The sequence below is a fragment of the Phreatobacter sp. GW821-FHT04C01 genome, from assembly GCF_059420385.1.
Window position 1 is genome coordinate 296,887 of record NZ_JBWKTP010000003.1, and the last position, 25,025, is coordinate 321,911.

At 68.2% G+C, this 25,025-nt stretch carries 19 protein-coding genes; 10 read left to right on the top strand and 9 right to left on the bottom strand.

All coding sequences use genetic code 11. The features are described from left to right. Positions 1-7: 7 nt before the first annotated feature. The 5 genes from AC07WJ_RS13115 to AC07WJ_RS13135 all read right to left on the bottom strand — a co-directional run bounded on the left by AC07WJ_RS13115 (position 8) and on the right by AC07WJ_RS13135 (position 7,686). On the bottom strand, positions 8-1,804 hold the full coding sequence (locus AC07WJ_RS13115; RefSeq protein ID WP_494935035.1) for an NAD(P)-binding domain-containing protein: 1,797 nt from the start codon (positions 1,802-1,804) through the stop codon (positions 8-10). A 97-nt stretch (positions 1,805-1,901) separates the two neighbouring features. Beyond that, positions 1,902-3,182: an aminotransferase class III-fold pyridoxal phosphate-dependent enzyme gene (locus tag AC07WJ_RS13120; protein ID WP_494935036.1), complete on the bottom strand. Its 1,281-nt coding sequence runs from the start codon at positions 3,180-3,182 to the stop codon at positions 1,902-1,904. 71 nt (positions 3,183-3,253) lie between these two features. After that, on the bottom strand, positions 3,254-4,678 hold the full coding sequence (locus AC07WJ_RS13125) for an amidase (RefSeq protein ID WP_494935037.1): 1,425 nt from the start codon (positions 4,676-4,678) through the stop codon (positions 3,254-3,256). 373 nt (positions 4,679-5,051) lie between these two features. After that, positions 5,052-6,638 carry an ABC transporter substrate-binding protein gene (locus AC07WJ_RS13130; protein WP_494935038.1) on the bottom strand — a complete coding sequence of 529 codons (1,587 nt, stop codon included), beginning with the start codon at positions 6,636-6,638 and terminating at the stop codon, positions 5,052-5,054. Positions 6,639-7,041: 403 nt separating this feature from the next. Then, entirely contained in the window at positions 7,042-7,686 is a 645-nt protein-coding gene (locus tag AC07WJ_RS13135; protein WP_494935039.1) for a TetR/AcrR family transcriptional regulator, read from the bottom strand. Positions 7,687-8,154: 468 nt separating this feature from the next. On the opposite strand from AC07WJ_RS13135, the gene AC07WJ_RS13140 reads away from it, so the two are divergent. Continuing rightward, positions 8,155-9,078, top strand: a complete 924-nt coding sequence (locus AC07WJ_RS13140) for a Bug family tripartite tricarboxylate transporter substrate binding protein (protein ID WP_494935040.1) — start codon at positions 8,155-8,157, stop codon at positions 9,076-9,078. Between the two features lie 11 nt (positions 9,079-9,089). Beyond that, entirely contained in the window at positions 9,090-10,685 is a 1,596-nt protein-coding gene (locus AC07WJ_RS13145; protein WP_494935041.1) for a gamma-glutamyltransferase family protein, read from the top strand. Positions 10,686-10,720: 35 nt separating this feature from the next. On the opposite strand, the gene AC07WJ_RS13150 is transcribed toward AC07WJ_RS13145, so the two are convergent. Continuing rightward, on the bottom strand, positions 10,721-11,626 hold the full coding sequence (locus AC07WJ_RS13150; RefSeq protein ID WP_494935042.1) for a LysR family transcriptional regulator: 906 nt from the start codon (positions 11,624-11,626) through the stop codon (positions 10,721-10,723). 100 nt (positions 11,627-11,726) lie between these two features. Between AC07WJ_RS13150 and AC07WJ_RS13155 the strand changes: the two genes are divergently transcribed. The 6 genes from AC07WJ_RS13155 to AC07WJ_RS13180 all read left to right on the top strand — a co-directional run bounded on the left by AC07WJ_RS13155 (position 11,727) and on the right by AC07WJ_RS13180 (position 17,487). Continuing rightward, positions 11,727-12,041: a Dabb family protein gene (locus tag AC07WJ_RS13155; protein ID WP_494935043.1), complete on the top strand. Its 315-nt coding sequence runs from the start codon at positions 11,727-11,729 to the stop codon at positions 12,039-12,041. A gap of 109 nt (positions 12,042-12,150) precedes the next feature. Next, complete coding sequence (locus AC07WJ_RS13160) at positions 12,151-13,221, top strand: maleylacetate reductase (protein ID WP_494935044.1); 1,071 nt, start codon at positions 12,151-12,153, stop codon at positions 13,219-13,221. Positions 13,222-13,257: 36 nt separating this feature from the next. Then, positions 13,258-14,130 (top strand): intradiol ring-cleavage dioxygenase, encoded by an 873-nt coding sequence (locus AC07WJ_RS13165; RefSeq protein ID WP_494935045.1) that lies wholly within the window; start codon positions 13,258-13,260, stop codon positions 14,128-14,130. Between the two features lie 201 nt (positions 14,131-14,331). Then, the gene (locus tag AC07WJ_RS13170) at positions 14,332-15,285 is read left to right on the top strand and encodes an aldo/keto reductase (protein WP_494935046.1); all 954 of its coding nucleotides are present in this window, start codon (positions 14,332-14,334) and stop codon (positions 15,283-15,285) included. A gap of 97 nt (positions 15,286-15,382) precedes the next feature. After that, positions 15,383-16,132, top strand: coding sequence for an NADPH-dependent F420 reductase (locus AC07WJ_RS13175; protein ID WP_494935047.1), 750 nt, complete (start codon positions 15,383-15,385; stop codon positions 16,130-16,132). Between the two features lie 2 nt (positions 16,133-16,134). Beyond that, complete coding sequence (locus AC07WJ_RS13180) at positions 16,135-17,487, top strand: NTP/NDP exchange transporter (protein WP_494935588.1); 1,353 nt, start codon at positions 16,135-16,137, stop codon at positions 17,485-17,487. Between the two features lie 36 nt (positions 17,488-17,523). Here AC07WJ_RS13180 and AC07WJ_RS13185 read toward each other — a convergent pair whose 3' ends face one another. From AC07WJ_RS13185 to AC07WJ_RS13195, 3 genes are read right to left on the bottom strand one after another with little or no spacing between them, the layout of a single operon-like run. Beyond that, on the bottom strand, positions 17,524-19,770 hold the full coding sequence (locus AC07WJ_RS13185) for a N,N-dimethylformamidase beta subunit family domain-containing protein (protein ID WP_494935048.1): 2,247 nt from the start codon (positions 19,768-19,770) through the stop codon (positions 17,524-17,526). Between the two features lie 25 nt (positions 19,771-19,795). Beyond that, complete coding sequence (locus AC07WJ_RS13190; RefSeq protein ID WP_494935049.1) at positions 19,796-21,388, bottom strand: ABC transporter substrate-binding protein; 1,593 nt, start codon at positions 21,386-21,388, stop codon at positions 19,796-19,798. A gap of 57 nt (positions 21,389-21,445) precedes the next feature. Beyond that, on the bottom strand, positions 21,446-22,858 hold the full coding sequence (locus AC07WJ_RS13195; protein WP_494935050.1) for an aminotransferase: 1,413 nt from the start codon (positions 22,856-22,858) through the stop codon (positions 21,446-21,448). A gap of 200 nt (positions 22,859-23,058) precedes the next feature. Between AC07WJ_RS13195 and AC07WJ_RS13200 the strand changes: the two genes are divergently transcribed. Both AC07WJ_RS13200 and panE read left to right on the top strand, forming a co-directional pair. Then, positions 23,059-23,739, top strand: coding sequence for a FadR/GntR family transcriptional regulator (locus AC07WJ_RS13200; RefSeq protein WP_494935051.1), 681 nt, complete (start codon positions 23,059-23,061; stop codon positions 23,737-23,739). Between the two features lie 226 nt (positions 23,740-23,965). Further along, positions 23,966-24,889 (top strand): 2-dehydropantoate 2-reductase, encoded by a 924-nt coding sequence (gene panE / locus AC07WJ_RS13205; protein ID WP_494935052.1) that lies wholly within the window; start codon positions 23,966-23,968, stop codon positions 24,887-24,889. Positions 24,890-25,025: the final 136 nt, after the last annotated feature.

A 25,025-nucleotide genomic window follows, 5' to 3' on the forward strand; every position in this document is an offset into this window, starting at 1 on the left:
GATCCGGTCAGGGCCTGCCGAGATCCTTGGGGTCGTGCACCGGCGTCTCCAGCCCCTCCATCCGGGCCTTGAGCTGCAGCGCCAGCAGCTTCGAATAGAAGCGGGCCTGGAACAGGTTGCCGCCCTGCATCCAGAGCGCCTCCTGGCGTGTCGGCTTCCACATGTTGCGGAGTTCGCCGACCCAGGGTCCGGGATCGCGCCGGGTGTCGGAGCCGAGCCCCCAGATATGGCCGACCTTGGCCGCGACGGCCGGCGAGATGAGCCGTTCGAGCCAGGTCTCCATGGCGTCGAAGCCGGTCGCGTAGACGATCAGGTCGGCGGCAAGGACAGAGCCGTCGCTCAGCGCCACGCCGTCTTTCGCGATGTGCTCGACCGCGACGCCGCTCTTCAGCTTGACGCGGCCGTCGATGATGAGCTCGGAAGCGCCGACGTCGATGTAATAACCGGAGCCGCGCCGCAGGTATTTCATCGACAGGCCGCTGTCGTCCTCGCCGAAGTCGAGCAGGAAGCCGGCCCGCGCCAGCGCGTCATAGAAGGCCGCGTCATGCTCGCGGATGTCGACATAGGTCGCCTTCTGGGCCTCGGCCATGACGGCATAGGGGCGCGAGGCGACGGTGAAGTCGGCCTTCTCGGTGCTGATGCCGGCGGCCAGCGCCTCTTCGGAATAGAGCTTGCTGGAGAAGAAGCTCCTGAGCGTTTCCGCCCGGACGACGAGGGTCGAGGAACGCTGCACCATGGTGACGTCGGCGCCGTGCTCCCAGAGGTCGGCGCAGATGTCGTGGGCCGAATTGTTCGAGCCGATCACCACGCAGCGCTTGCCGGCGAAGGCCTCGCCCGAGCGGTAGGCGCTCGAATGACAGGCGAGGCCGGCGAAGGTCTCCTGGCCCCGATAGTGCGGCACGGTCGGAGCGCCGGCCATGCCGGTCGCGACGACGAGGTGCTTCGGCTTCAGGACGATGGTCTCGCCCTCACGCTCGACCGTGACGGTCCACTCGCCGCGCGCGTCGTCGTAACGGGCGGCCTTGGCCTCGGTCGCGATCCAGACGTTGAGCTCCATGATGGAGGCATAGGCCTCGATCCAGTCGGCCATCTTGTCCTTGGGCGTGAACACCGGCCAGTGATCGGGAAAGGGCAGGTAGGGCAGGTGAATATTCCAGACCGGGTCGTGCAGGCAGAGCGACTTGTAGCGTTCGCGCCAGGCGTCGCCGGGCTTCGGGTGCCGGTCGACGACCAGGGCGGGGACGTTCAGCATCTTCAGGCGGGCCGCGAGCGTGACGCCGCCCTGGCCGCCACCGATGATCAGGCAATAGGGCTGAACGTCGTGGCCGAGCGTGGCGGTTTCCTGCCGCCGGCCGTCCGTCCAGGTCTTGCGGTCCCTGACGGCGCCGAACTGCACGCCCATATCGCGCGCGGAGCCGCGCTTCTCCTCGAAACCCTTGAGGTCGAGCAGGCAGGTGAACAGGGTCCAGCACAGGCCCGCGCGCAGCCGCACCTGGCCGCGGCAGAGCCCGACCCTGGTCTCGAACCGGAACCACGCCTCGGTGACGCCGGCGGCATCCGTGCGTGGTTCTCCCTCGAGGCTGAACGCGGCGGGCCGGGCGCCGGCGAGGCAGCGCTCCAGCATGTCCTGGATTTCGGGCTTGCCTTCGAACGTGGCCAGCGACCAGGTCAGGGCTACGAGGTCGCGCCAGTAGCAATGCGGCGCGAACAGCGCGAGCGTTCCGGCGCCGTCGGCCGCCGCGAGGCGTTCGGCGAACGTCTCGAGCCACTGTCTGGCCTGTTGCGACGGCGCGGTCTCGGTCATCGGACATGTCCTCGTTGTGTCGGCGCGGCCCGAACCTCGCGCAAGCCGGCGATCCCGGCCTTGCGAGACATCCGGCCCGCAGGCGCGTCAAGTGATGCTAGCGGCGCTGGGCGAGGCGCTGCAGCAGGCGTTCATTCGGCTGGGCCGGCAAGGTGGGCAAGGCATTCTTCAGCTCGGCGAAGGCGCGGTCGGTGATCTCGAGCGTGGCGTCGACATCGGCCGGCGTCATGGCCGCGCAGCAGAACATGTTGTGATAGGGGTGGATATAGGCACCGAGCCGGGCTGCCGTGCCGGTCCAGAACGAACCCTTCCGCCAGTCGGGATCCTCGTCGAACAGGATCTGCGGCATCTGCGCCGGACCGGTCTGGCGCACGGCGATGCCGTGCCGCCGCGCCTGTTCGTCGATACCGTCCCGCAGGCGCTGGGCGACCGCGGCGATCCGCTCGAGATAATCGGTCGACCGGATGATGTTCAGCGTCGCGATCGCCGCGGCCATCGGCACGGCCGAGAACCAGAACGACCCCGTCACATAGATCGACGCGGCGGCCTGCCGCGCCTTGTCCGAGCCGAGCAGGGCGGAGATCGGATGGCCGTTGCCGAGCACCTTGCCCCAGGCGCTGAGATCGGGCGCGACGCCATGGACTGCCCAGCTGCAATCGCGCGACAGCCGGAACCCGGTCCTGACCTCGTCGATGATGAGCAGGGCATCGGCCTCGTCGCACAGGCGCCTCAAGCCGGTCGCGTACTCCGCGGAAGGCAGGAACTGATCGGCGAAGACCTCGTGGCGGAAGGGCGTGGCGAAGACGCCCGCGACGTCGCCCTCGGCGCTCTTGAAGGCGGCCCTGGCGCTGTCCAGGTCGTTGTAGTCGAAGGTGATGATATGCGCGCGGTCTTCGGGCACGATGCCCTTCAGGCTGGGCGTGTTCCAGGGCGAGGCGCCGTGATAGGTGCCCTTGGCGACCAGGATCTTCTTGCGGTCCCGATAGGCCCTGGCGGTGACCATGGCCATGCTGGTGGCATCGCTGCCGTTCTTGCAGAAGATCGCCCAATCCGCATGCGAGATCATCGACACGAAGTCCTCGGCAAGGACCACCATGGCCTCGGAGGGGCCGGTCATGGTGTCGCCCTGCGCGCCTTGCGCCGCGGCCGCGGCTTCGACGGCCGGGTGGCGATAGCCCAGCAGATTGGGCCCGAAGGCGCACATGTAGTCGATATAGCGGTTGCCGTCGCAGTCCCAGAGATAGGCCCCCTCGGCGCGCGAGAAATATTGCGGAAAGGTGTCGGGAAGCAGCGCGGCCGACTCGTGGCCATACATGCCGCCCGGGATCACCAGCCGTGCCCGCTCGCGCAGTTCGGCATCCCTGGAATTTCGTCTCATGGCTTCCTCACGCGGTTTGAAGGATGACGGCCGACGGCGCGACCGGGTGTGCGGGGCAGGTGGCGTCCTGGTCAGGCGGCCGGCGCCAAGGCCGGGCGCTGGCGGTGCATCGGCACGGCCTCCTCGAAGGCGGCGGCTGCCTGCAGCACGCCGAGATCGTTGAAACGGCGGCTGACGATCTGCAGGCCGACCGGAAGTCCGGCGCGGGTCATGCCGCAGGGGACGCTCGCGGCCGGATGGCCCGACATGTTGAAGGGGTAGAGAAATTCCGACCAGGCGAGCCAGTCCCAGGCGTGCTCCGGCCAGTGTGCCGGCCGCACCCGCTCGACCGGGAAGGCGGCAACCGAGGCGACCGGGGTGATCAGATAGTCCCAGTCCTCGAGGAAGGACGAGATCTTCGCTACATAGGCGAATTTGCGCTCGCGCGTGTTGATGAATTCAGTCGCCGAAAAATTCGCACCTTCGCGGATGCAGGCGACGAGATCCGCGCCCATCCGGTCCTCCCATTCGGCCAGAAGCGGACTGCGCCGGCCCCACAGGACGGCCCAGAAGAAGCGGCCGAGCTCGGGCCCGAGCGGCCCCCAATCCGGCGTCACCTCCGCGACATCGGCCTGAAGCGTGTCGGAGAACACGCGCGCCGCGCCGCGGACGATATCCGCGATCTCGCCATCGACGCGCGCATGGCCGAGATCGGGGCTGAAGGCGATCCGCTTGCCCTTCATCGAGGCCTTGAGCCTGGCGAGATAGGCGTCGGGCGGCGCCTCGCAGGAGGTGTGGTCGAGGAAATGCGGTCCCGCCATGGTCTCCAGCATGAGTGCGGCATCGGCAACCGTACGGGTCATCGGGCCGATGAAGGTGGCATAGTCATTGTTGGAAACGGGTGCATAGGGCACACGCCCATAGGTCGGCTTGAGCCCGAACACGCCGCAGAAATGCGAGGGCATGCGGATGGAACCCGCGCCGTCCGAGCCGAGATGCAGCGGCCCGAAGCCGGCCGCCGCCCCGGCGCCGGCCCCGGCCGAGGAGGCGCCGGCATTGAGGCCGTGTCCCCAAGGGTTATGGGTGATCCCGGTCACCGGGTTGCGGCTGATGCCGGACCAGCCGAACTCCGACATGGTCGTCTTGCCGATGATCACCGCGCCGGCACGGCGCAACCGCTCCACCACGATATTGTCGCTGGTGGCGATCGGTCCTTTGAGCGCGAGCGTGTTGGTCGCGGTTTCCTGGCCGGCGACGTCGAAGGCATCCTTGATCGTGACCGGAATGCCCTCCAGCGGGCCTGCCTCGCCGCTGCGCAGGCGGCGTTCCGACTGGCCGGCGGATGCCATGGCCTCTTCGCGCATGACGACGGAAAAGGCGTTGATCGCGGGATTGACCGCGTCGATCCGGTCCAGCACCGCCTTCACCACCTCGGTCGGCGAGGTCCCGCCGCGGGCATAGCGTTCCCGCAGATCGATGGCGGTGGCATATCCGGCTTCAGCTTGCGGATTGGTCATGTTTCGCGATCCCGGCTGCTCCGAGCAGCATCTTTGAGGAAATACCCGGCGGCGAATCCGCCAGGCGCGGTTGATGGAGGCCTGCCAAGGACAATTCTCGTCTTGGCCGGGCTTGTCCCGGCCATCCACGAATTGATTGCCGCGAGCGGATGAATACGTGGGTGCCCGGGACAAGCCCGGCCAAGACGACGCGGTGCGAGCATGAGGAAGTGGTACCAAGCCGCCATTGCTCCACTGTCTCCCTCAGCGCTGCGCCTGCCCAGCCAAAGCGTCATAATCACTGCGTAGTGGCCTCGCCTCGCTCCGGCATCGTCAGACGCCGAAGCAAGGGCAATGAGGACCGACCCGCTGGACAAGCCGATCGGTCTCGATGTCAGTCCTTCATCACATTGTAGAACTGGGCGAAGCCGGCAGGCACGTTGCGCAGCCGCTGATTATAGGCGGTCGGCTGGGCGTAATAGCCGAGCGGCAGATAGGGCGTGTCCTGGAACGCCTGGGCCTGGATCTCGCGCACCAGCCGGTTCCTGTCCTTGTCGTCCTGCGCCGACAGGAAGGCGTAGCGCAGCGCCTCGACTTTCTCGCTGGTCGGCCAGCCGAAGGTTCCGGCGCGGCCGATGCCACGCAGATAGGTATGCGTCGAGGGATTGATGGTGGTCGCGCCCGGGACGTAGTTGCACCAGGCGCTCCAACCGCCCTGGTCGGGCGGGCGCTGGGAGGCGATGCGCTGCAGGACCGTGCCCCAGTCGGACGTGTAGTAGTCGACGTCGAGGCCGATCTTCCTGAACATGTCGGCGGCGACCAGGCTCATCGAATTGAGCGCATGCAGATCGGTCGGCACCACAAAGACGATCCGCTCGCCCTTGTAGCCGGCCTTGATCAGCTCCTCCTTGGCCTTGGCGTAGTTTGGCGCGCCGGCGAAGACCTCCATGCCGGCGTCGTTGGCAAAGGATGATTCCGGCAGGAAGAAGCCGACATTGTCCTTCCAATAGGTTCGCTCGGTGCCCATGACCGCGGTCATATAGTCCGCCTGGTTGATCGCCGAGAGGATGGCCCTGCGGATGGCCGGATTGTCGAAGGGCGGCACCAGGTGGTTGAGCCGGATCATGGCGAGATAGCCGCCGGTGTCCTTGACCTCGACCTTGATGTTGCGCCGGCGCTGGAGCAGCGGGATGAGATCCGGCGTCGGCTGTTCCCACCAGTCGACCTCGCCCGCCTGCATGGCGGCCGCCGCGGTCGCGGGGTCGGGAAGCGCGCGCCAGACGACGCGATCGACATGGACGACCTTCGGGCCGGCCATGAAGCTGGCCGTGCCCGACGCGCGCGGAACATAGCCGGCGAAACGTTTATAGACCACCTGCGAGCCGAGGACCCGTTCCTCGGCGGCGAACTGGAACGGGCCGCTGCCGACCATCTCGGTCACCTGCTCGGTGCCGGGCCGGCGCGCCAGGCGCTCCGGCATGATCGGGCAGATGCCGGAAGGCTTGCCGAGTGCATAGGCGAGCAGTGGGAACGGCTGCTTGAGGTCGAAGACGAGGGTCTTGTCATCAGGCGTCGACAGCTCGGCCGTGGCGTTGCGCAGATCGCCGCCGAACACGTCGCGGTTCCACCAGCGCACGATGCTGGCCGCGCAGTCCCTGGCGCGGACCGGTTCGCCGTCATGGAACTTCAGGCCGTCGCGCAGCGTGACGGTCCAGCGCAGGCCATCCTTCTCGATGACATGGCCCGCGGCCATCTGGGGCTGCAGTTCGAATTTCTCGTCGACCCCGTAAAGCGTGTCGAAGACCATGAGGCCGTGATTGCGGGTCACCAGGCCGGTGGTCTGCACGGGGTCGAGCAGGGTCAGGTCGGATTGCGGGACGAAGGTGATGGTCTTGTTGTTCTGGCTCCAGGCGATCCCTGGCGCGGCGATGCCGGCGGAGACTGCGGATGCCGCCGCCTTCAGGAAGTCACGACGTTTCATAACGGCCCCTCTGCTGTGCGAGACGAGATGGTCCTCGATGGCGGTTGATCCGCTTCTGATAGCCTCACGACGCTAGTGATAAATAATTCGACTATCAAGACAGAGGGAGAAATGGCGGCTCGTGCCGTTCAGGTCAGCCGAGTCGCGATCGATTGAGATCATGCGGCATGTAATGGGCTGAAATAATTGGATAATCATCACGGCTCAACGGGACCCATGGCGTGCCGAGGCGCGGAGGGGACTCATCCGGATAAATCCTGATGATGGAAATTTCTATCGTCAGGGAGCCGGAATTTGGCTGGCCGAAGTGGGGCTCGTTGCGACAGCTAAGGTTCGTCCATGAGCGAAAAGCCCCGCGCCGGTCGCGCGCAGGAGGGCGCAGCCGGCTGTCGGGCCGGCGCGGTCAGTTCGGGCGCCGGCCGACCAGCTCGGGCAGGTATAAACGCAAATAGGCGATCGCCGAGCGGACGGATTCGTTCAGGTAGCGCGGGGCGATCTGCCGGTGCAGGCTGTAGGACATCGCCCAGATGCCGTCGACCAGCGCGATCGAGACGGCGACCTTGTCTTCGAGATCCGGAATGTTCGGCATGTCGAAGGTCGCCCTGAGATAGGCAGCCCTGAGGCGGGCGAGCTCGGCATTGCCGTTCAGGTCGGTATTCCTGACCTCGACGCTGACCCCGGCGCCCATGAACAGGCGCAGCGCCGCGGGATTGGCGTTGAGATAGCCGGCGCCGTGCCGCTGCCGGTTGGCGATATAGTCCTGCCAGGTCTCCGGCGGCGGCTCGACCGGGGCCCGCGCGGAAGCCCCGAGCTCGGCGTGATAGCGCTGGGCGAGCGCGACGAAGGCGGCGTTGCGGTTGGGGAAGAAGTGATAGACCGAAGCGAGCGGCACGCCCGCGCGCTCGGCGATCTGGGCCAGGCTGATGTCCTCGTTGACCAGCTCGGTGAGCAGATCGGCGGTCGCGTCGAGCAGCAGGCCGAAACGTTCGAGCCCGCGCTTGCGCATCGGGGCACGGTGGGGCGTGCTCAAATCCTTGCTTTGGTCCATGGGTGCGCGCCGAGACTGCCTGACCGGGAGCGGAGCATATGCAACAAAGCCCGGTCTGCGGCAAATCTGCGCAGGTCCGGGGCGCCCGGCGGTGGCGTCATCCGGGCTCCGCCAAAGCCTGATCCGGCTGATACCGCCACGTCCCGTTGTGCTCCATGCCGCCGCGCTTTTGCCGGATCTCGGGTCATCCTGTCCGCTGGACAAGAGAGAATTGTACAGTGTACAGGAAACGGTGTGAGGGCGGAGATCCGATGCCGCGCGCGGTACGCGTAGCGAGGGCACGGCTATCCCGACTGGAGGGCCAGCATCGTGTGCAACGCCATTGATCGAACCTGCCCCGCGCGGATGGTCCGCGCGGCAGCGATCCCGGGGACAGGTTCGGCTAGCCGCCGGCGGAGCGCCGGCCGGCGCCTCGGCCTCGGCCGCCTGAACGCCGCTGCGGCGCTCGCATGGCTTGTCCTCCAGGCCATGCCGGCCACGGCGCAAATCCCGGCGCCGGAGCAACCGGTCCGGCTGCTCGTGCCCTTCGCGGCCGGCGGCGGCACCGACATTGTCGCTCGTCTCGTAGCCGAGCGATTGCAGGCGGTTCTCGGCGGCAGCGTCATCGTCGAGAACCGGCCGGGGGCAACGGGCTCGATCGCGGCGCGCGAAGTGGCTCGCGCGCCGGCCGACGGTCGTGTCCTGCTGGTCGGTACGGCCGGCACCCAGGCGGTGGCTCCGGTGCTCGCCGGCGCCCGCGCGAGCTTCGACCCGGTCGCCGATCTCGCGCCGGTCGCGACCATCGGCACGACCCCCAATCTGATCGTGGTTCCCGGCAGCTCGCCTCATCCAAGCCTTGCGGCGCTCGTGGCCGATGCCAGGGCCCGGCCGGGCGCGGTCAGCTTCGGTTCGAGCGGCGCTGGTACCGTCTCCCATCTGACCGCCGAACTGTTGCGCGCGGAAGCGGGCTTCCAGGCGCTGCATGTGCCCTATCGGGGCGCCGCCGCGGCTTTCGGCGACCTGGTCTCCGGCCGGGTTCAATTCATGGTCGACGTTCCCCTGGGCCTCGGCGAACAGATCGCGGCGGGCGGGCTGCGCGCGCTCGCGGTGACCGCGCGCCGGCGCCTGGCCTCCCTGCCCGAGGTCCCGACCACGGCGGAAGCCGGATTTCCAGGCGTTCAGTCGGAGGTCTGGATCGGGCTGTTCGCGCCGAAGGCCACGCCCGACCCGGCCGTCCAGAGGCTCGCCGCGGCGATTGCCGGCATCGTTCGCGAGCCGGCCTTCGCCGCACGCCTGGCGGCGCTCGGTTTCCAGCCCCTCGGCGAGGGACCGGACGCGCTCGCCGCCCTGCTCCAGGCCGACCGCGCGCGCTGGCGCCGGCTGGTCGACGGGCTCGGCCTCAAGGTCGAATAAGGTTTTGTCCCATGGACTGGTCTTTCCCCTATCCCTCGACGCGCCTGCCGGTCTTCGCCGATGCCTGCGTCGCCACCAGCCAGCCGCTGGCGGCCCAGGCCGGGCTCGCCATGCTGGCGCGCGGCGGCAATGCCGTCGACGCGGCGGTCGCTTCGGCCATCGCACTGACCGTGGTCGAGCCGACCATGAACGGCCTGGGCAGCGATCTCTTCGCGATCGTCTGGGACGGGCACAGGCTGCGCTGCCTCAACGCCTCGGGCCGGGCGCCCGCCCGGCTCGAGCGGCGGCGGTTCGCCCATGCGGCAGCCATGCCTTTGGTCGGATGGGACACGGTGATGACGCCGGGCGCGGTGGCCGGCTGGCGCGCCCTGTCGCGGGCCTTCGGCCGGCTGCCTTTCGCCGACCTGTTCGAGCCCGCGATCCGCCATGCCGCCGACGGCTTCCTGGTGCCGGTCATGGTCGCCCGTCACTGGCGGATGCAGGCGCCCTGGTTCGACGGTCAGCCGGACTTTGCCGAGAGCTTCCTGCCCGGTGGGCGGCCGCCCCGGGCCGGCGAGCGCTTCCGCCACGCCGATCTCGCGCGCAGCCTCGAGCGCATCGCCGCCACCGACGGCCGCGATTTCTACGAGGGAGCGCTGGCCGGCGCGATCTCGGCCTTCGCCGCCGCCCATGACGCACCGCTCGCCGCGGCCGACCTCGCGGCCCATGAGGTGACCTGGGTCGAGCCGATCGGCCAGACCTATCGCGACATGGCGATCCACGAGCCGCCGCCGAACGGGCAGGGCATCGCCGCGCTCGCCGCGCTCGGCATTCTCGGTCATTTCGATCTCGGCCGTTTTGCCCCGGACGACCCGGAACGCCTGCATCTGATGATCGAGGCGACCCGCCTGGCGCTGCGCGATCTCGCCGACCATGTCGGCGACCCCTCATTCATGCGCATGACGCCGGCCGATCTCCTGTCGGCGGCGCGGCTGGCCGAGGCTGCCGGCCGGATCGATCCGGCACGGACCCTGGGGCTCGGTCATGAGGCGAGCCGCGCCCAGGGCACGGTCTATCTCGCCGCCGCCGACCGCGACGGTGGCATGGCTTCGGTCATCCAGTCGAATTTTCGCGGTTTCGGCGCAGGCGTCGTCGTGCCCGGCACCGGCATCGCGCTGAACAATCGGGGAGCGGGCTTCTCGCTGGAAAGTGGTCATCCCAACGAAGTCGGGCCTGGCAAGCGGCCGCTCAACACCATCATTCCCGGCTTCATGACGCAGCGGGCCGGCGGCGCGCCGCACGCCGCTTTCGGCGTCATGGGCGGGACCATGCAGGCGCAGGGCCATGTCCAGCTGGTGTCGCGGCTGGTCGATCACGGCGAGAACCCGCAGGCCGCCATCGACGGCCCGCGCTGGCGCATCGCCGAGGACGGCCAGGTGATGATCGAGGCGGGCCTGCCGCCGGCGACGCTCGCGGCCCTCACCGGCAAGGGCCATCGCCTCGTCGCGCTGCCGGCCTCATCGCATGAAGCCGGCGCCGCGCAGATGGTCATGCGGCTCGGCGGCCCGGGCGAGGGATATGTCGCGGCCACCGAAAGCCGGCGCGACGGGCTGGTCGCCGCCATGTGACGGGGCGGCGAAGGGACCGGCCGTGGTCGCCGGTCTCACATCTGCGCCACCGCGCTCGCCCGCATATGGGCGGTCAGGAATTCGGTGAAGACCTTGATCTTGACCGGCAGCCGCCGCTTGTTCTGGTAGGCGATGTTCATGGTCAGCGGCGGCAGGTCCCAGTCGTCGAGGATGACCTTCAGCCGGCCCGCGGCGATGTCCGCGTGCACGATATAGAGCGGCTGGATCAGGATGCCGTGGCCGGCCACCGCCGCGGCCCGGATGATCTGGCCGTCATTGCTGTCGAGCAGGCTGGTGATCCGGACCTGGCGTGACGCCGTGCCCTTCTTCAGGTGCAGCACATAGGGGTCGTTGGCGAGGTTGTAGACCAGCATGTCGTGCTCGGCGAGCTGATCGGGCGAGGTCGGCGTGCCGCGCCGGGCGAGATAGTAGGGCGAGGCTGCCAGCACGCGCCGGGTGCGGCTCAGCCGGCGCACGATGATGTTGGAATCGGGCTCGTGCTCGCGGGTGCGGATCGCCACGTCGATGCCGGCCTCGATGAAATCGGGATAGCGGTTGGCGGCGATGATCTGCACGGTCAGTTTCGGATAGAGCGCGTGGAAGGCCGGCAGGACCGGCGCGAGATAGATCAGTGCAAAGGACAGCGAGCAGGTGATGCGCAACTGACCGGTCGGCGCCGCCTGTCGCTCATTGACCGCCTGCTCGGCCTCGGCGAGCTCTGAAAGCACCGAGGTGCAGCGCTGGAAAAAGTCCTGGCCGGCCTCGGTCAGCCAGAGGCGGCGGGTATTGCGCTCGATGAGCCGCGCCGCCAGCCGGTCTTCCAGCGCGCTCAGGTGCCGGCTGGCCGCGGCATTGGACATGCCGAGGCGTTCCGCCGCCTTCGACAGGCTGCCGAGTTCGGCGGTCTTGACGAAGATCTCGACCTGTCTGAGGCGGTCCATAGTTTTCCGCTAAATGAAAAAGTGTATTTCCCAATACACGCTTTTCTTCCGCTGGCCGCAAGCCGATGCTGAACCCGCGTCAAACTCGCAGCAGGGCACCATGGCCGGTCCGATCAGGCATATCGTCATGTGGCGCCTGCGCGGCGAAACGCCCGAGGAGCGGGCCGAGGCTCGCCGCAAGGTGAAACAGGCTTTCGAAGGCCTGCGCGGCCTGATCGAGGGGCTCAATGACATCGAGGTCGGCGTCGACATCAGCAATGTCGACTATGCCTGCGACGTCGTCCTGGTCTCGGAATTTGCCAATGCCGCCGATCTGGAGCGCTATGCCAGCCATCCCGAGCATTTGCGGGTCCGGCGCGAGCTCGGCGATCTGCGCATCGACCGGCATCAGGTCGATTATATCCCCGGCGGTTGAAGGGCCGGGACCGCCGATTGACTGAACGGGCGGATATATCAGGTGAACAGGGTGGGCGCTTTTTCGCGAACCGCCCGGCAGGCAGGGATCGAACCGAGGAGGCGGGCCGATGATCGGCTCTTTCGTTTATGGCGCTTTGCCGGCCCGCGTGGTGTTCGGCAGCGGCACGCTGTCGACCTTGGCCGACGAAGCCACGCGCCTCGGGGCGAGGCGGGTGCTGGTGCTGACCACGCCGCACCAGGCCGCCGAGGGCGAGCGCCTGACGCACCTGCTCGGCCCGCTGTCCGCGGGTGTCCATAGCGGCGCGGTCATGCATACGCCGGTCGAAGTGACGGGCGCTGCCATGGCGGTCCTGCGGGACGCCGATGCCGATTGCGTGGTCTCGCTCGGCGGTGGCTCGACCATCGGGCTCGGCAAGGCGCTCGCGCTGCGCACCGGCGTCAGCCAGATCGCCGTGCCGACGACTTATGCCGGTTCCGAGATGACGCCGATCCTCGGTGAGACCAAGGACGGCCTGAAGACCACCGTGCGCAGCCTCGACGTGCTGCCGGAAACGGTCATCTATGACATCGACCTGACCCTGTCCTTGCCGGTCGGGCTGACCGGCACCTCGGGCATCAACGCCATCGCCCACGCCGTCGAGGCGCTTTACGCGCAGGACCGCAATCCGATCGTCTCGCTGATGGCCGAGGAGGGCATCCGGGCCCTGTCGGGCGCTCTGCCGCGCATCGTCCAGAACCCCGCCGACCATGAGGCCCGTAGCGAGGCGCTGTACGGCGCCTGGCTCTGCGGCTCCTGTCTCGGTTCGGTCGGCATGGCCCTGCACCACAAGCTCTGCCACACGCTCGGCGGCTCTTTCGACCTGCCCCATGCCGAAACCCATACGGTCGTGCTGCCGCATGCCGCGGCCTATAATGCCGCGGCCGCGCCGGAGGCCCTGGCGCGTGTCGCCAGGGCCCTCGGCGTCGCCGATGCCCCCCAGGGTCTGTTCGATCTCGCCGGCCGGGTCGGCGCAAAACGCGCCTTGAAGGATCTCGGCATGGCCGAGGCCGGCATCGATCAGGCCGCCGACCTCGCGGTCAAGAACCCCTATTGGAACCCGCGTCCGATCGACCGCGCGGCGATCCGCGACCTGATCGCCAGGGCCTGGGCCGGCGATCGGCCGTTATCCGCCGGTTGACCGCGCCGGCCGACCAGAACCGAGGAAAAGCCATCCATGCTGAGCTTCAACGAGCACAACCTGACCGAGGAAGTTCTGGCCCGTTTCGAGGGCTGTGAGAATCCGCGGCTGAAACAGATCGTCCAGGCCCTGGTCCGCCACAGCCATGCCTTCGTCAAGGAGGTCGAGCTGACCCAGGACGAATGGAGTTTCGCCATCGACTACCTGACCCGCACCGGCCACATGTGCGACGACAAGCGCCAGGAATTCATCCTGCTGTCCGATGTCATGGGCGTGTCGATGCTGGTCGATGCCATCAATCACCGGCTGCCCGACGGCGCGACCGAAACCACGGTGCTCGGGCCGTTCTATCTCGGCGAGCACCGGGTCACCGCCCATGGCAGCGATATCGCCGCCGGCATGGACGGTGAACGGATGTATGTCGAGGCCCAGGTCAGCACCGCCGACGGCGCACCGCTGGGGGACGCGGTGATCGATATCTGGCATTCCGACGATGACGGCTTCTACGATGCCCAGAAGAGCGAGCCCGACGAGGCCTCGCTGCGCGCCCGGTTCATTTCCGACAAGGCCGGCCGCTTCCACTTCAAGTCGATCGTGCCGTCGAGCTATCCCATCCCGCATGACGGGCCGGTCGGCCAGCTTCTGGAGGCGACCAAGCGCCATCCGATGCGGCCGGCCCATGTCCATTTCCACGTCTCGGCGCCCGGGTTCGAGACCCTGGTGACCCATGTCTTCATTTCCGGCGATCCGTGGCTGGAGAGCGATGCGGTTTTCGGGGTCAAGGAAAGCCTCGTCGCCGCGCTGCCCGAGCGCCGGGAACCCGCCTATCCCGACGGCACGCCGGCGCCGGAGCGCTGGCGCCATCTTCGCTACGATTTCGGCCTGAAGTCAGCCGGCGGCGGCGCCTGACATGCTTGCGACGAGCGCAAAGGCCGGAAGCGCGACCGGAACGCGGTGACCCGCGGCGGCGACCGGCTCCGGCCGGACGTGCCCGCCGCGGGTCGCTCATTTGTGAAGCGCCGTGGGAGGCTTGTGAATTGCCGTGGCCGCCGGCCGGCCGGACTATCGGGGCTGCGATCCGTCATGGTCCTCCAGGCCTCGGCGCCCACAATGACAGACTTTCGCGACCATCATCCGCGTTATGCAGCGGCCGCGACCCGTCGCCATGTTCTCGCGATCGGCGCGGGTCTGGCGATCGGCGGGGTCTTCGCCGCGCCGGCGGCCGGCGCGCGCGCCCTGCCCGTGGCGACCCGGCCGATCCCGCATTCGGGCGAACAGGTTCCGGTCGTCGGCCTGGGAACCGCCGCGAATTTCAGCGTCGGCGCCGATGAAGGCCGCAGGGCCGCACTTGGCGCGGTGATCGACCGGCTGATCGAGGATGGCGGCAAGCTCATCGATACCGCGTCGTCCTATGGCTCGGCCGAGGAGGTTCTGGGCGCCATCATTCCGCCCGGGGCCCGCGGCCGGCTCTTCCTCGCCACCAAGCTCGAAAATGCCGACTTGGCGGCCGGCGCGCCGGAACTGCGCCGGTCTCTCGACCGCCTGCGCACCGGCCAGGTGGATCTGCTCCAGCTGCACAATGTCAGCCGGGCGAGCCAGAGCCTCGCGGCTTTCCGCGACTGGAAGGCGGAGGGGCTCTGCCGTTATGTCGGCATCACCACGACCTCCGATCGCGACTACGCCGCCGCCGAAGCGATCCTGCGGCGCGAGAAGCCGGACTTCCTGCAGGTCGACTATTCGCTCGCCGAACGCAAGGCCGAGACGCGGCTGCTGCCGGCCGCGGCCGAAGTGGGGGCCGCCGTCCTGACCGCGCTGCCCTTCGGCCGCAGGTCGATCTTTCGCGCCGTCGCCGGCCGGACCTTGCCGGACTGGGCCGAAGCGTTCGACGCGGCGACCTGGCCGCAATTCTTTCTCAAATACCTACTCGGCCATGAGGCCGTGACCGCGGTCATTCCCGGCACCGGCAACCCCGATCACATGGCGGACAATCTGGCCGCGGGCCGCGGCCGCTTACCCGACGCCGCGCAGCGCCGGGCCATGGCGGCGTTCTTCGACGCATTGTGACGGGCCGGCGCGCGCCCCACCGGGGCGTCATGCCGACGGGAGCTTTTCGCTCCGGCATCCCGGCCTGGTGCGGCCGGCAAATGGAGCGGAGGTCGTCGTGACGGAGAATTCTGGTTTCGGTTGTTCGCGCCGGCTTCTGCTGCGCGCCGGTGCGCTGGCCGTCCTGGCGATTGCTGCAGCGGAGCGTGCATCCGGCCAATCCGCGCCGTCGGCGGGCCCGATCCGGATCGGCATTGTCGGGTCCGGCCATATCGGCGGCACGCTCGGCGCGCTGTGGGTGAAGGCTGGCCATCCCGTCCTGTTCTCGTCCCGCCATCCGGAAGAGCTCGCCGCGCTCGCGCAAAGTCTCGGGCCCCTGGCGCGAACCGGCAGCGTGCCGGATGCGCTTGCCTTCGGCGACGCGGCCCTGATGGCGGTGCCCTACCGGGCCTATCCGCAGATCGGCAAGGACAATGCCGGGGCGCTGGCGGGCAAGGTCGTCCTGGATGCCGGCAATGCCGTGCCGGCGCGCGACGGCGAGATCGCGACCGAGGCGCGCGACGGCGGCATCGGTGAGACATCCGCCGGCTATCTGGCCGGCGCGCGGATCGTGCGCGCCTTCAACACGCTGAACTATCGTATCCTCCACGACAATGCGAACCGGGCCGGCGCGCGCATGGCCATTCCGATCGCCGGCGACGACCAGCCGGCGCTGGCGGTCGCTTCCGCGCTGGTCACCAGCGCCGGGTTCGATCCGGTCGTGGTCGGACCGCTGGCGCGGGCAAGGGATTTCGCCCAGGGTGCGCCCCTCTACGGCCAACAGCTCACCGCCGCCGAGATGCGTCGGCGCATCGAGGCGCTCAGGTGAGCGTGCCTGCTCCGGCCGCGGTTCCCGGCGGCTTCACCCAGGCCGCCCTCCGCGCCGTGAACCGGGTTGTCGACGTCCGGCCGGCCGAGGTCTCGGCGCTGGCATGGTCGTGGCTCTACATCTTCTCGGTGCTGTCGGCCTATTACGTCCTGCGCCCGATCCGCGACCAGATGGGCGTGGCGGGCGGAGTCGAAAACCTGCCATGGCTGTTCACGGGTACGCTCGCGGGCATGTTGATCCTCAACCTTCCCTACGGCTTCCTGATCAAGAGCTTTCCGCGCTCCACCTTCATTCCGATTGCCTATCGCTTCTTCAGCGCCAACATCCTGTTGTTCGCCGTGGCGCTCTATGTCGCGACGCCGGAACAGGCGATCTGGGGCGGTCGCTGCTTTTTCATCTGGACTTCGATCTTCAATCTGTTCGTGGTGTCGATCTTCTGGGCCCTGATCGTCGACATCTTCTCGTCGGAACAGGGCAAGCGACTGTTCGGCTTCATCGCCGCGGGCGCGACCGTCGGATCGATCGCGGGGTCGGCGGTGACGGCGACGACGGCGCGCCATCTGTCGGCCGGGCATCTGATGATCGGCGCGGCATGCCTGCTCAAGGTCGCGGTGTTCTGCGTCGGGCGGTTATCGCGGCTGTCCCCGGCCCTGTCGCGCGATCCGCGAGCGGATGCTGGTGACGAGCCCATCGGCGGCAGCGGCCTGGCCGGCTTTCGCGACGCCATCGCATCGCCCTATCTCCTGAACGTCAGCCTGTTCCTGCTGCTGTTCGCGGTGACCTCGACCTTTCTCTATTTCCAGCAGGCGACGATCGTCAGCCGGGCCTTTCACGATCGCGCCTCCCAGACGGCGTTTTTCGCGACCGTCGATCTTGCCGTCAACGTCCTGACGCTGGTCTGCCAGATCGTCCTGACCGGCCCGCTGCTGCGCAGGATCGGGGTCGGCGCGACGCTGGCGATCCTGCCGGCCTTCAGCATCGTCAGTTTCGCCGCCGTCGCGCTGTGGCCGGCGGTCTCGTCGGTGGTGGCGGCGCAGGTGTTGCGCCGATCCGGCAATTTCGCCATTGCCCGGCCGGCTCGCGAAATCCTGTTCACCGTCGTTCCGCGTGAGGACCGCTACAAGACCAAGAGCTTCATCGACACCGTCGTCTATCGGCTGGGCGACCAGGTGGGAGCGTGGTCCTTTGCCTCGCTCGGCCATTTCGGGCTGGGGCTGACGGCGGTTTCGGCGATCGCGAGCCTCGCCTCGGTGGCCTGGCTGCTGAACAGCCTCTGGCTCGGCCGTAGGGAAGAGAAGCTGGCGCTCGCGATGGTGGAAAAGCCGGCGCCGGCCGATGGCGACAAGGGCGGCTGACGGCAAGGCCGGCCCGTCGACCATCGGCGCGACCGGTCAGTCCGATGCGGGCTCTTGCGGCGCCGGGAAGGGCGCCGGATCGGCGAAGCGCCTGACGATATTGGTGATCAGCCCGGCAACCGGATTGTCGTAATTATCGATCGGCAAGGCGCCGATGAAATTCATCGAGCCGACCGAGAACACCGCGCCGCCATTGGCGGTTTCCATGAAGGTGAGGTCGGAGCGGATGATGTCCTCGCGCTTGCCCGGCCAGGTATGGTCGCGGCGTTCCTCGTTGACCGGCTGATAGGTGGGATCCTCGACCACGGCGCGGCCGACGATGATGGCGTGCGGCGGCGTGCCGAGCAGCGTGTCGGCGCGGTCGAGCTCATGGCCGGCGGCGCCGCCGCCCATCAGGCCGCGCTCGCCGAACACCGTGCCGGGCACGGCCTTGTCCTCCATGCCCTGGCGCATGAAGGCGACGCGCGGATCGAGGATGCCGTCGAGGAACGTGTAGGGATAGCCCTTATATTCGCCCTGGGTGCTGAAGCCGACGCCGACAAGCGCCTGCGGCGGCCGGCCGAGGCGGCGCCAGAGCCCGCCATAGGAACCGTCGAAGGCGTGGTAGCTCTCGCCCGGCAAGGTCTCCCACAGGCGGATGCCGCCCTCGGCCCGGCGCAGCTCGAACGCCCAGGGGCCGTCGCCATGGGGCACGACCTTCCAGTAGAAGCCGTTGCCGCCGAGATAGACGAAGCGGCCGCCGCCGCCGAAATAGGCGGCCAGCGCGTCGAGCGTCTCGGTCGTGTGATATTCCGGATGCTGGCCGGTCAGCACCACCTGGTATTTCGACAGGAGGTCGGCGCCTTCGGCATGGACATCGTGATCGGTGATGACCTCGAAGGCGATGCCTTTTCGGGTCAGCAGGTCGGTGATGTAGCTGTCCGCCGATATCCAGTAGAGGCCGGAGCTGTTGGGGCTCGGATCGACCAGGTGGATCTGATTGACCCGCTTGTCGATCAGCGGCCGGCGGGTGGTCGACATGACCACGCCGCTGCCGTCGGAATGGAAGTTATAGGGCGAGACGCCGTATTCGGGATGGCCGTCGGGGGCTTGCGCCAGCGCGCCCCAGGCGAGCGACCGCTCGGTGATGAGCGCTTGCCGCCCGGCCTTCTGGTACTGGCTGTAGACGGTATAGCTGAAGGTCGGCGCCAGGAAGGCGACCTTGGCCTGGGAGCCCGGCACGGCGGCGCGGACATAAAACACGATATTGTCGCGTGCCCCGTCCTTTTCGAGATGCAGGGCATAGACCCCGCTTTTCCAGTCATCCGGCACGGTGAAGCTGAGCGAGGTCTTCCAGCCGGCATCGCCGATGTCGTCGTCATGGAAATGGATCGCCGCCCATTCGCCGGGCGCCTCGGTCCAGCGATGGAACGCGCCGGTCCAGCGCGAGCCGGTCATGGCGCGGGTCGGCAGGTTGACGCAGCGGCCGTGAAACCCGCCGGGGCCGATATCGGTTGCCGTATCGGTCGGGATATCCAAAGCGAAATCCCATTCGGCGATCAGGCCGCTCGCCGATGTCGCCAGGCCCGAGCCTTGCGAGGCCAGGATGGCGTCGAGGCCGTCGGCGCCGTCGAGCACGCGCGGCCGTTCGATCTTGCCGTTGAAATGCGCGGTGACCGCCGTGCCCACCCGCTCCGCCGCGATCGCCGCGCTGCCGAGCCCGGCCAATGCGCCGGCCGCCGCGGTCTGGCTGATGGTTCGCCGCTCGTCCCGGTCGAGCCGGATCCGGCGTGGCGCCTGGCCGAGCTGAAGCGTGTGGCTCGCCGGGTCATAGAGGCAGGCGATATCGTGCCAGGCCCGTTCGGTCAGCGCCATGCCGGCCTCGACCTCGAGCGTGCCGGCGGCGGTCGCCAGGCGGCAGAACGCACCCGAGGGACCGATGCCGAGCGTCAACGCCGCGCCATTGCCCGACCAGTTGACGACCGCCTGCCGCCCTGCCGAGCGCAAGGTCGGCCAGACGGTCGCGGCAAAGGCGACCGGCCGTCCGGCAGCGCCGAGGTCGAGCCGGGCTATGTCGACCCACGAGCCGAGCGCGATCTGCTGTTCCTCGCCCTGATGCGCGCCCTCCAGCGCCCAGGCCACCGGCACGTCGCGATAGCCCGGGCCCTTGGGGTTCGGGTCGCCGCAGAGCACGCGGGCAATGCGGGCCGAATAGCGTCCGCCGCCGCGCACGCCGATCTTGAAATTCAGCTTCTCGCCCGGGCGCACGCTCCAGCGGTCGACATAGCCAGTGATGGGCAGCATTTCGGATCCTCGATGCGATCGTGTCTCAGGCGCGGCGGACGTTCCAGAACAAGGGCAGGCCTTTCAGCATGCCCTGAAGCTCCTTCTTGTAGGCGGTCGGCTGGTAGAACACGCCGAGCGGCACATAGGGCACGTCGACGAAGGCCTGGCGTTGCATTGCCATGCCGATCTTCGATTGCGCCGCCGCATCCGGAGCCACGAACCAGGCGTCGCGCATTTCCTCGAGCTTCGGGCTCGACGACCAGCCGAAGGTCGCCTTGTCGCCGGAGCCGCGCAGGAAATTGTGCGCGGAGGGATTGAGCTGGGTGACCCCCGCCGAATAGGTGCAGAAGGCGTTGTAGCCGCCCTTGTCCGGCGTCTCGCGGTTGGCCATGCGGCGCAGCATCGAGCCCCAGTCCATGACAGCGTAGTCGACATTGATGCCGATCTTGCGGAACAGGTCGGCGGTGACCTCGCTCATCGCACCGATGACCGGGAAATCGCCCGGCGCGATCAGCATCACCTTCTCACCTTTGTAGCCGGCTTCCTTGATCGCCTTGGCGGCGGCGGCGAGGTCGCGCGGGCCATTGAGCGCCGCCATGCCTTCGTCGCTCGCCATGGTCGAACCGGGCGGGAAGAAGCCGACCTTGTCGCGCCACAGGCTCTGGTCGTCGCCGGCGATGGCGGACATGAAATCGCGCTGGCTGACCGCCGACAGCACCGCCCGCCGGATCGCGGGATTGTCGAATGGCGGCAAGGTATGGTTGAAGCGCAGCACGCCGACATTGCCGATCGGGTCGAGCAGCTCGACCTTCAGCGCATTGTTGCGCTTCAGCGGCGGCAGGAGATCGATGATCGGCTGGTCCCACCAATCGATCTCGCCACGCTGCAAGGCGGCGGCGGCGGTTGCCGCATCCGGCATGATCAGCCATTCGACCCGGTCGAAATGCACCTGTTTCGGCCCGGCCAGCAGGCTGGTCGCGCCGTCCGGCCGTGGCACGTAGTTGTCGAAGCGCGAATAGACGATGCGTGAGCCGGGCACGTGCTGGTCGGCCTGGAAACGGAACGGCCCGCTGCCGATCAGTTCCTTCACCGGCAGGTTGCTGTCGGTCAGGGCCAGCCGCTCCGGCATGATGAAGGCGATGATCGCGCCGACCTTGCCGAGCGCCTCCGGCAGCATCGGGAACGGGCTCTTCAGCCGCCAGCGGATGGTGCGGTCGTCGGGCGCCGCGATCTCGTCGACCACGCTGAACAGCGAATTGCCGAAGGCGTCGCGCGAGGCCCAGCGGCGCAGGCTCGCGACCACGTCGCGGCCCCTGACCGGCTCGTTGTCGTGGAATTTCAGGCCGTCGCGCAGCGTCATCACCCAGGTCTTGCCGTCATTCTCCACCACATGGCCGGCGACCATTTGCGGCTGTGGCCGAAGCTGCTCATCGACGCCGTACAGCGTATCGAACACCAGGAAGCCGTGGTTGCGATTGACCAGTCCGGTGGTGATCATCGGATCGAGAATGGCCGCGTCGGCCTGCGGCACGAAGCGCAGTGTCCGTGCCGCCTGAGCCTGGGCGAGGGCGGGGCTTGCGAGAGCGGCGCAGAGGCCGGCGCCAAGCGTGGAACGAAGCAGGTCTCGACGATGCATGCACGCTCTCCTCGCGGGTGGTGGGGATGCAGGTCTTGGCTGTGCGGGATCTGGTCGCTACTCCGCGGCCTGGCCAGGATGGACCGGCAACCGGGTTTCGCCGACCTCGGCTTCGACCTGGCCGAGCGTCCGCGCGAACAGGTCCAGCGCCTCGTCGATCCCGGCCGCGTCGATGATCAGCGGCGGGCAGAAGCCGATGGTGTCGCCCATGGCGCGAATGATCAGCCCGTTGGCCAGTGCCAGGGCGTCGAACCGCGCGCCGATCTTCAGGTCCGGGTCGAATGCCCTGCGCGTCGCGGGATCGGCGACCAGTTCGACGCCGATCATCAGGCCCTCGCCGCGCACCTGTCCGACAATGGCGGAGCGGGCGGCAATGGCCTCGAGTCCGGTCTTCAGCCGCGCGCCCATGGCCCGGACATGCCCGACCACATCCATCTCGTGATAGATACGCAGCGTCTCCAGCGCGATGGCGGCGCCGACCGGATGGCCGGAATTGGTGAAGCCATGGCCGAACAGTTCGCCGGCTTTGTTCATCTCGGCGAGTGCGTCGCGGATCGGCCGGCCGAGCAGCACCGCCGAAATCGGGAAATAGGACGAGGACAGGCCCTTGGCGAGCGCTATCATGTCCGGCTGCATGCCGACCGTCTGGCAGCCGAACCAGTTGCCGGTACGGCCGAAGCCGCAGACCACCTCGTCGCCCAGGACCAGGATGTCGTGGCGGCGCAGCACCGCCTCGATCCTGGCGAAATAGCCTTGCGGCGGCACCACGATGCCGCCGCCGGCATTGATCGGCTCGGCGATGAAGGCGGCGATCGTATCGGGACCTTCGGCCAAAATCGTCGCCTCGAGATCCGCGGCGAGCCGGCTGGCGAAAGCCTCGTCGGTCTCGCCGGGAAGTGCCCCGTGATAGGCGTCGGGGCAATGGGTGTGCAGGAAGCCCGGCAAGGGCAGGCCGTATTCGCGATGCATGCGCGGCAGGCCGCACATCGAGGCCGCCACGATGGTCGAGCCATGGAAGCCCCGGTCGCGGCCGATGATCTTGCGTTTGGCCGGGTGACCCCGGGCGGCGTGATAGACCCAGGCGAGCTTGACCATGGTCTCGGTCGCTTCCGACCCGGACGTGGCGAAATAGGCCTGGGCGTCCGGGATGGGCGACAGCGCCACCAGCTGTTCGGCGAGGTCGATGGTGACGTCGGGGGTCTTGTGGTTGAAGCTGTGGTAGAAGCCGAACTTGTCATAGGCCGCCGCCGCCGCCGCCTTCAGGCGCTCGTTGGAAAAGCCGAGCGAGGTGCACCAGAGCCCCGCCATGGCCTCCAGGTAGCGCTTGCCCTGGGCATCGAAGACATGAACGCCTTCGCCGCGGGTCATGATCAGCGGCCCGACCTCGGCATGCCGCCCCGGATTGGTTTGCGAATGCAGGTGAAACAGCACGTCGCGTGCTTCCGCCGAATTCGGCTTCAGGTTCGCCATACCAGGTCAGCTCCTCTTGCCGCCGCGGCGGGCGTCATGCATCGGGGAGAAAGATGGGGCCGTGCCCTCTTTTTGGTCTTACCAAATTGGCCTGACCAGATTGTCTCGGCTATACCGGGCTTGTCAAACCGAAAACCCCCACGGCTCTGTTCGCCATGCTGCCTGATCCGCCTTCCTCTCCGCCGCGCAGTTTCGAGGCCGTGGCCCGGCAAATCGCCGCCATGGTCCAGTCGAGCTACAAGATCGGCCAGCGATTGCCCGCCGAGCGCGATCTGGCCAAGAGTTTCGGCGTGTCGCGGCCGACCATTCGCGAGGCGATCCTGTCGCTCGCCATGGCAGGCATGCTGAAAGTGAAGAGCAATAGCGGCGCCTATGTCATCAGCCGGCACGAGGCGCCCGACGTCCAGGCGCTCGAAGGCTTCGGGCCGTTCGAGAATCTGGAAGCGCGCCGGCTGGTCGAGCCGCAGATCGCCGCCATCGCCGCGCAGCGCGCCTCGGAGGCGATCCTGGCGCAGCTCGCCGAGGCCCTGGCGATGATGCGCTGGGAGCATTCGCAGGGCAAAGAGGCCGACGGCCCCGACCACCGCTTCCACATTCTGCTGGCCGAGGCGACCGGCAACGGCGCCCTCGTCGCGATCTCGGATTCGCTGTGGCGCGGGCAGATCGAGTCGCGCATCTGGCGCGAGATCCACGTCCATATGCGGATGGAGGACTACCGGCCGATGTGGCTCGCCGACCACGAGGCGATCTACGAGGCGGTGCGTGCGAGAAACGCCAGGAAGGCGAGCACCGCCATGTCACGCCACCTCGACAATATCAGGGAGGCCCTGATGGCGGCCTCGAACGCCCGCGCCATGGCCGGCGGCGGCGGCAAGGAGTGAGGCGGATTGCAGTCGCCGGCGACGGGCGGCTGCCGATAGGCGGGCCTGGCGCCTTGGCCGACAGTCGCCGCCACATCCGGCGCGGTGCAAGCCGACGCGCCGTCAATGCAGGGGCGGCTCGATTGCGCGAGCGGCGCGCCCGGCCGTTCGCCTATAATGGGATTGGCGGGACGGCGAACCGCGGCCGGCATGGGCCGGGCGGTTCGCCTCGATAGCGGAGAGTACCATGCGCCTGTTGGTGGTCGGAGCCGGCTCGACCGGTGGTTATTTCGGCGGTCGCCTGGCCGCGGCCGGCCGCGACGTGACCTTCCTGGTCCGGCCGAGGCGTGCCGCCCAGATCGAGGCCAACGGGCTGCGGATCGTCAGCCCGCACGGCGATGTGACGCTGAAGCCGAAACTGGTCACCGCCGGCCAGTTGACCGAGCCTTTCGATGCCGTGCTGCTCACCGTCAAGGCTTTCGCGCTGGAGCCGGCGCTCGACGACGTCGCTCCGGCCATCGGGCCCGACACCATGATCATGCCCGTGCTCAATGGCATGAGGCACATGGATGTGCTGGCCACCCGCTTCGGCGACACGTCGGTGATCGGCGGCGTCTGCAAGGTCGCGGCGACGATCGATGACCAGGGCCGCATCGTGCAACTCGCCAAGTTTCAGGAGCTGGTCTATGGCGAGCTCGATGGTGCGCCGTCGCCGCGCACCCAGGCGCTCGACGCCTTCATGCAGGGCGCCGGCTTCGACGCCAGGCTGTCACCGACGGTGGCGCGCGAGATGTGGGAAAAATGGGTGCTGCTGGCGACACTCGGCGGCATCACCTGCCTGATGCGCGGCACCGTCGGGCAGGTCGCTGCCGCCCACGGCGGCACCGAATTCGCCCACCATTTCCTCGACGAGGTCGTCTCGGTGGTCGAGGCCGTGGGCAAGGCGCCGAGCCCTGCATTTGTCGCCAACACCCGGGCGCAGATGACCGCCGCCGGCTCGAACCAGACCTCGTCCATGTACCGGGACCTGCAGGGCGGCGGCGCCATCGAGGCCGACCAGATCATCGGCGATCTCCTCGCGCGCGGCCGCAGCGCCGGACTGGCGACGCCCTTGCTCGCCACGGCCTATGCGCATCTCTCGGTCTATCAGAATCGGGTGGCGGTGGGCTGAGCCGCGCATCGGCGTGATGGGGGCTCCGGCGGCCATGCCGGGCTCCGCGCAGGATGTCCTGATTTGAGACAAAGCTGGGGCGCGAGCAGGCGGAAAGCCGCTCGCATCAGGACCGAACGAGATCACGTCGTTGGAA